This is a genomic window from Microbacterium sp. NPDC056736, from assembly GCF_042790415.1.
Taxonomy (GTDB): domain Bacteria; phylum Actinomycetota; class Actinomycetes; order Actinomycetales; family Microbacteriaceae; genus Microbacterium.
On sequence record NZ_JBHTZE010000012.1, the window covers coordinates 21,623 to 28,930 of the forward strand.

The following is a 7,308-nucleotide window of genomic DNA, read 5'->3' on the forward strand; positions in this document are numbered from 1 at the left end:
CGGACTGTATGTGTCCGCAATGGCTCCTAGCGTGGACGGCATGGCGAACGAATCGATCATCGAGGCGCAGGGACTGACCAAGCGCTTCACCGTGAAAGGCAAGACCGTCGAGGCCGTCACCGACCTCGCCTTCGACGTCGCACGCGGCGAGCTCGTGGCATTCCTGGGGCCGAACGGCGCCGGCAAGTCGACGAGCCTGCGCATGCTCACCACCCTCATCCCGCCGACATCGGGCACGGCGCGGGTCGTCGGGTTCGACATCCTCACGCGGCCCGCCGACGTGCGCGCCCGCATCGGCTACGTCGGGCAGCTCACCAGCGGCAGCTTCTCGCAGCGGGCTCGCGACGAGCTGCTGAGCCAGGGCGCGTTCTACGGCATGTCGAAGGCGGCGGCGCGGCAGCGGGCCGACGAGCTCATCGACTCGCTCGACCTCGCGCCCTTCGCGACGCGGTCGGTGCAGCAGCTGTCGGGCGGGCAGAAGCGCCGCCTCGACGTCGCGCTCGGTCTCATGCACGCCCCGCCGCTCCTCTTCCTCGACGAGCCGTCGACCGGGCTCGACCCGCAGAGCCGCGCGAACCTGTGGCAGCACATCCTCGAGCTGCGCCGCGGCCACGGCACCACGGTGTTCCTCACGACGCACTACCTCGAGGAGGCCGACCGCTACGCGGAGCGGGTCATGGTGATGGACAAGGGCCGCGTCATCGCCGACGACACCGCGTCGCGCCTCAAGGCCGAGCTCGCGGGCGACCTGCTCACCCTCGGCTTCGCTTCGGAGACGGATGCCGCAGCCGCCGTCCCTGTCGTGCAGCGGCTCACCGACCGCGAGGTGCGGCGGGAGGGGGCATCCGTCACCGTCACGGCACCGGAGGGCGACGCGCTGCTGCCCTCGGCCGTCCGCGAGCTCGACGCCGCCGGAGTCGCCGTCCGCACGGCCACGGGCGTCCCGCCGACGCTGGACGACGTCTTCCTCGCCCTGACCGGACGCACCCTGCGCGAAGCCGGCGAGGGCGGCACCGACACCGAAGAGACCGATCAGGCGACGGATGCCGCAGCCGGCGCCGTCGGAACCGCCGACGCGGCGGCCGAGAAGACAGGAGCGAGCCGATGACCACCGAGATCCAGACCCGTCCCGACACCGCGGTGCGGGCCAACCCCGCCCGCGACACGTGGAACGTGCTCACCCGTGAGCTGAGGCCGGTCGTGCGCGACCCCTTCACGCTCATCTTCAGCCTCGTGCAGCCCCTGGTGTTCCTCGGGCTGTTCGCGCCGCTGCTCGTCGGATCGTCGGGCGCACCCGTGGGCGAGACGCTGCAGTGGTTCGTGCCCGGAGTGCTCGTCATGATCGTGCTGTTCGGCACCGGGGCGACCGGGTCGAACCTGCAGTACGAGATGATGACGGGCTCCCACGAGCGCACGCTCGTCGCCCCGCTCGCCCGGTCGTCGCTGCTCGTCGGCCGCGCGCTCAAGGAGATCGCGCCGATCGTCGTGCAAGCCCTCATCATCGTGCTCATCGCGTGGCCGTTCGGGTTCACGATCGACCTGGCCGGACTCGTCATCGGGCTGCTCCTGCTCGCGGTGTTCGGCGTCGGGCTCGGAGCGCTGTCGTACACCCTCGCCCTCAAGACGAAGGACCGTGAGTGGCTCTTCTGGGGCGTGCAGCAGACGCTGATCTTCCCGCTGCTGATCCTGTCGGGCATGCTGCTGCCGCTCGACGAGGGCCCCGCGTGGATGCGCGCGGTCGCCGCCGTCAACCCGGTCAACTGGGTCGTGCAGGCCGAGCGTGCGCTGTTCGCCGGCGACCTCGGCGCCATCGAGGTGCTGTGGGGCTGGATCGCCGCGCTGGCGCTGGCGGCGGTCGGACTCGCGGTCGGCGTCCGCGCGATGCGCAGGAGCAGCTGAGCCCGCGCCGCCCGCGCGAGGGGGCCGGCGGAGGCGAACCGTAGCCGATCGCCGCCCCCTCGTGTCGGAGGTTGCGACGGCGCGGCAGAACAGGTGGACTGGACGGATGCGCACGGCCGAAGATCTCGCAGACGATCTGGCGATCGCCGTCGGGAGCTCCGAGATCTTCGCCGTCTTCCAGCCTCAGGTGTCGCTGGAGAGCGGGTCGATCGTGGCCGCGGAGGCGCTGTGCCGGTGGTCGCATCCCGAGCTCGGCGACATCGACCCGGTGACGATGATCAGCGTCGCGGAGCGCAGCGGCGTGATCCACGCGCTCGGCCGGCGGATGCTCGACGAGTGCCTCGACATGCTCGCCGAATGGCGCCGGACCGGCCGCGACTGGGCGGTCGCCGTCAACGTCTCGCCGCGGCAGTTCGACGACGACTCCTTCGTCCGACACATCGCCGCCGAGTCGGCGCGCCGGACGCTCGCTCCCGGCTCCCTCGTCCTCGAGCTCACGCAGGACCTGCTGCCCGTCGACGAGCGCGCCGTGCTGCCGCAGCTGCGCGCGCTCCGCGAGATCGGCGTGGAGATCTCCCTGGGCGGGTACGGCGAGGGCTCTCCCTCGCTCGAGCGGCTCCGCCACCTGCCGCTCAACGAGGTCAAGCTGCCCGGGCATCTGGTGCGATCGGCGGAGCCGCAGGCACTGGATGCGCTGCGGGCCGACGTCGAGGCCGCGCACGCGCAGGGCCTGCGCGTGGTGGCGGAGGGCATCGAGACGCTCACCCACCTCGACATCGCGAAGCGGCTGGGGTGCGATCGTGCGCAGGGCTTCCTCATCCGCGAGCCGGACGCGGAGATCACCTTCCCGTAAGGAGCGCCCCGCGAGGCGGAGTAGCGTTGTCGCATGACGGCGACACGGCGAGGCATCCTCGCCGTCGTCACCGCAGTGATCCTCCTCGCCCTCGGTCTAGCGGTCGGAGTCGTCGTGGGCGACGCGCTCGGCATCCGCACCGAGCCGGCGACCCAGATGCAGCCGGCCGAAGCCGCAGTCGCCGACGTCGCCGACGCCGTCGCGCCGCCGGAGTTCACGACGATCGACGCGCCCGACACCGAGCGGGTGCGCGTCGCGGTGGCCGAGCTGACGGATGCCGTGGACTCCGCGTCTGCACGGGAGGGCGAGGCGTCGCTGACGGTCACGCTCCTGCCCACGTTCGTCGCCGAGACGGGTGACGGCTACACCCTCGAGGGGGAGGCAACCGGGCTGCGGATCAGCGCGACCTCCGAAGCCGGGGCCGTGCGCGGCATCTACGATCTCGCCGCTCAGGTGCGCGCCGCGCTGCCGGTGCAGGACCTCGTCGGCAGCCACGAGACCTCCCGTCTCCCGCTGCGGATGACCGACCTCGGCGCCGTCGGCGTCCTTCCCGACCCGGCGCAGTGGCAGTCCGGCGACGACTACTCGCACGCGTCGGAGGCGTTCGCCGACGTGCTCCAGCCGGAGGCGCCGTACATCGACGAGGCGGCGCTCGCGGTGGCGTACGACGACTTCGACGCCTTCCTGCGGCACTCGCTCGCGAACGGGTTCAACGCCGTCGCGTTCCCCGGGTTCGTGGAGTTCGTCACGTTCGACGGCGTCCCCGGCGGCCCCGTCTACCCCGAGGGCGACGACCACCGCGACAAGGCCTTCGCGCTGGTCGAGGCGTTCTCGCCGTTCTGGGAGCGCGCCGACGAGCTCGGCGTGAAGGTGTTCCTGCGCACCGACATGCTCGCACTGACGGGCCCGCTCGAGCAGTACCTCACCGACCGCTTCGGCTCGCTCGAGACCGAGAACCCCGAGCTGTGGGACGTCTACGCCGCGGGCCTGGACGAACTGTACGCAGCCGCGCCCGCGCTGGACGGGGTGCTCGTGCGCATCGGCGAGGCGGGCCCCGTCTACGACGTCGAGGGCTGGGACTACTACTCCGCCCTCGAAGTCACCACGGTCGACGCCGTGCGGGCGATGCTCGAGACGTTCTCGGCGCAGGCGGAGGCATCCGATCGCGAAGTCGTCTTCCGCACGTGGTCGGTGGGCGTGGGCGCCGTCGGCGACATGCACACGAACGCCGAGTCTTACGAGGCGGTGCTGGGCGGCCTCGACTCGCCGGCGCTCATCGTGTCGACGAAGTACACGCTGGGCGACTTCTACACGTGGCTCCCGCTCAACGACACCCTCGAGCACGGCTCGCAGCGGCGGATCGTGGAGTTCCAGAGCCGGCGCGAGTTCGAGAACTTCGGCGCCTTCCCCAACGATCTCGGCACCGAGTACCAGGCCGCGCTTCAGCAGCTCCTCGAGGCGAACGACCGGATCGAGGGCATCTGGGTGTGGACGCAGGACGGCGGCCCGTGGCGCGCCGGCCCGATGACGCTGTATCTCAAGGCCGGCTTCTGGCAGCTGTACGAGCTGAACACGCAGGTGGCGGCATCCCTCGCCCGCGATCCCGACGCCGACGTCGCCGCGGTGACCGCCGCGTGGGCGCGGGAGTGGTTCTCGGAGGATCCCGCGACCGTCGAGGCGATCGCCGAGGCCATGACCGCCTCGCGCGACGCCATCGCGCAGGGCATGTACATCGAGCCGTTCGCGAAGCAGCGGGTGTTCGCGATCGGGCTCGAGCCGCCGCCCATGATGTGGATCTTCGAGTGGGACATCCTCACCGGCGACTCCGCGGTGCTCGACGTGCTGTACGCGATCGTGCGCGACAGCGCGGCCGAGCCCGCTGCCGGGGTCGAGGCCGCCGTCTCCGGCGGCGAGCAGGCGATCGCGGCGGTCGAGCGCATGCGCGACACCGTGACGGCGACGGATGCCGCGACCTGGCGTTCGCCCGAGATCCGCGAGGCGTTCCTCTCGACGCTGGACTACGAGCTCGACACCCTCCGGCTGCTCGCGGCCTACCGCGCGATGATCCTGCACCAGGGGCAGTGGCACGACACGCTCTCGCCCGACGCCCACGCCGCGTGGGACGCCGATCGCGCCGAGTTCGAGGAACTCGCCGCGGCCCACCTCGACCGGTACGAGGGCGACATCGACCACCCCGCGTTCAACCTCACCGCGGCGCAGCTCGGAGTGGAGCGCGCCGAGCGGGACGCGACCATGGCGTGGCTCGCGCGCGGGCTGCTCGTGCTCGCGGCGGCCTGGGTCGTGATCGGCATGCTCGCGGCGCGCACGCGCCTGGTCGCCAAGCCCGGCGCCGCCGCCGCGCGGGCGACGTGGATCGCCTCGACCCGCCCGTGGCGGGCCCGCGAGTCGACGCTGGGCATGCTCGAGCTCGACCGCTGGCTGCTGCTGGTGGTGCCGGTCGCGCTCCTCGTCGCGACGCGGGCGGTGCAGACGTCGTTCCTGTCGTGGACGCACCTCGCCGTCATCATCGGGGCGTGGGCGGTATTCGCGCTGGTGCTCCGCCTCTTCGTCTGGAACCGCTCGCCGTGGCCCGTCATCGCCGCCGTCGGCGGGGTGGTGATGCTCCGCTGCATCGTCACGCTCTTCGCGCTGTCGTTCACCGGCCCCGGCGGCTACTGGTTCGCGTTCTGGACCGACCCGGTGCTGCGCACCCTCTACATCGCCGTCGCGTTCGCGCTCTTCGGCTGGGTGTTCGTCGCGGCCGGCTGGGCGCTCGCGGCCCAGGTGCGGGCGCGGCGCGCGACCGGGGCGGTGCTCGCCGCGGTCGGCGCCGGGCTGCTGGGGCCGTCGGCCGTCGTGGGGCTCGTCGGCCTCGAGGCGGCGCTCACGCTGTGGAACGACGAGCTCGGTCTGCTGCCGTGGGGCCTCGCGCGGATCCTCGGCATCACGACCTACCTCGAGATCCCGGATGCCACACCCTGGGCGGCCGCGGCCGTCGGCCTCATCCTCCTCGTGGCGGGTTCGCTGCTGGCGCTGCCGTGGCGCCGGCGAACGGCATCCGTCCCCTGAGCCGGGCACTCGGCCGCGTTTCGTATCGTGGTCCCTCGTGTAACGGTTGGGAGAAAATTCCGACCAAGAGATGACATACGGTTGTTTCTTCCATAGTGTGGTTTCGGCCGGAAGGTCCACGCACAAGGGAGTTCTCATGAGGAAGCGCATCTTGCCCATCGCCGTGTTGGGTGTGGCAGTACTCGGCATCACCGCCTGCAGCGGTGGTGGCGGCGGAGACGACTCGGGCTCGAGCTCGGGCGAAGGAAAGACGCTCGACGTCTGGATCATGCAGGGAACGAACCCCGACGCCGAGCCGTTCTTCGACGAGGTGGCCGAGGCGTTCGAGGAGGAGACCGGCGCCACGCTCAACGTCGAGTTCGTGCAGTGGGCCGACGCCCACGACCGGTTCGTCACATCGATCGCGGGCGGCACGACGCCCGACGTCGCCGAGACCGGCACGACGTGGACGGCGGAGTTCGCCGACGCCGGCGCACTCGCGCCGATCGGGGAGTACGTGAGCGAGGCGGGCCTGGACGACGACCTCGTCGAGGGGCTCGTGAAGGCGGGCACCTACGAGGACGAGCTCTACGGCATGCCGTGGTACGCCGGCGTCCGTTCGCTGGTCTACCGCACGGATGTCTTCGAGGAGCTGGGTCTCGAGGCCCCCACCGACTGGGCCGAGCTGCGCGAGGCGGCTCTGGCCATCAAGGCGGCCAAGCCGGACATGACCGCCATCGCGGTTCCCGGTGACGCGGAGTTCACGGTCTACCCGTGGGTCTGGGGCGCCGGCGGCGAGGTGGCCACCGAGGACGGCGGCGAGTGGACCAGCGAGCTGGATTCCGCCGAGTCGATCGAGGGCCTCGAGTTCTGGACGGGCCTGGCCACGCAGGACGACCTGTCGTCGGCGGGCGCGACCACCTGGAAGGAGACCGACGTGCTGGACGGCTTCGCCGCGGGCACGGTCGGCATGGGCGTCATGGGCTCGTGGACGCCGTCGGCGATCGTCGAGAAGAACCCCGACATGGAGGGGAAGTTCGCCGCCATCCCGATCCCGGCCGAAGACGGCGGCATCGCCCCGTCCGTGCTGGGCGGCTCGCACCTCAGCGTCTTCGAGACCGCGGACGACAAGGACCTCGCGTTCGCGTTCGTCGAGCTCATGACCACCGGCGAGTTCGCCGAGAAGTGGGGCGCGCAGAGCGGCTACTTCCCGGGCCAGACCTCGCTCCTGGAGGAGACCATCGCCAACGCCGACCCCATGGTCGTGCCGTTCGCGACGCAGATGGTCGAGGGCGGCGCCTCGCTCCCCGTCACGCCGACCTTCGGCGCCGTGCAGGCGAAGAAGACGACCAGCGCCATGATGCAGGCGATCCTGTCGGGTCAGAAGGACGTCGAGACGGCGGCGACGGATGCCGCGGCCGAGATGACCGCGACGCTCAACGGGCAGTAAGAGACCGACGCATGGCCTTCATGACCCAGGCGCCGGCGGCGGAGGAGCGCACCTCCTC

5 protein-coding genes are annotated in these 7,308 nt (G+C 71.5%); all 5 read left to right on the forward strand.

The window, feature by feature from the left end:
- The first annotated feature begins 40 nt into the window (after positions 1-40).
- Entirely contained in the window at positions 41-1,108 is a 1,068-nt protein-coding gene (locus tag ACFRAL_RS17135) for an ATP-binding cassette domain-containing protein (RefSeq protein ID WP_378885288.1), read from the forward strand.
- On the forward strand, positions 1,105-1,899 hold the full coding sequence (locus ACFRAL_RS17140) for an ABC transporter permease (RefSeq protein WP_378885290.1): 795 nt from the start codon (positions 1,105-1,107) through the stop codon (positions 1,897-1,899). The genes ACFRAL_RS17135 and ACFRAL_RS17140 overlap by 4 nt, the downstream gene beginning before the upstream one ends.
- Positions 1,900-2,005: 106 nt before the next feature.
- Complete coding sequence (locus ACFRAL_RS17145) at positions 2,006-2,752, forward strand: EAL domain-containing protein (RefSeq protein ID WP_378885293.1); 747 nt, start codon at positions 2,006-2,008, stop codon at positions 2,750-2,752.
- Between the two features lie 33 nt (positions 2,753-2,785).
- Positions 2,786-5,821 carry a hypothetical protein gene (locus ACFRAL_RS17150; protein ID WP_378885296.1) on the forward strand — a complete coding sequence of 1,012 codons (3,036 nt, stop codon included), beginning with the start codon at positions 2,786-2,788 and terminating at the stop codon, positions 5,819-5,821.
- Positions 5,822-5,957: 136 nt separating this feature from the next.
- Entirely contained in the window at positions 5,958-7,250 is a 1,293-nt protein-coding gene (locus tag ACFRAL_RS17155) for a sugar ABC transporter substrate-binding protein (RefSeq protein ID WP_336398259.1), read from the forward strand.
- Positions 7,251-7,308 lie beyond the last annotated feature (58 nt).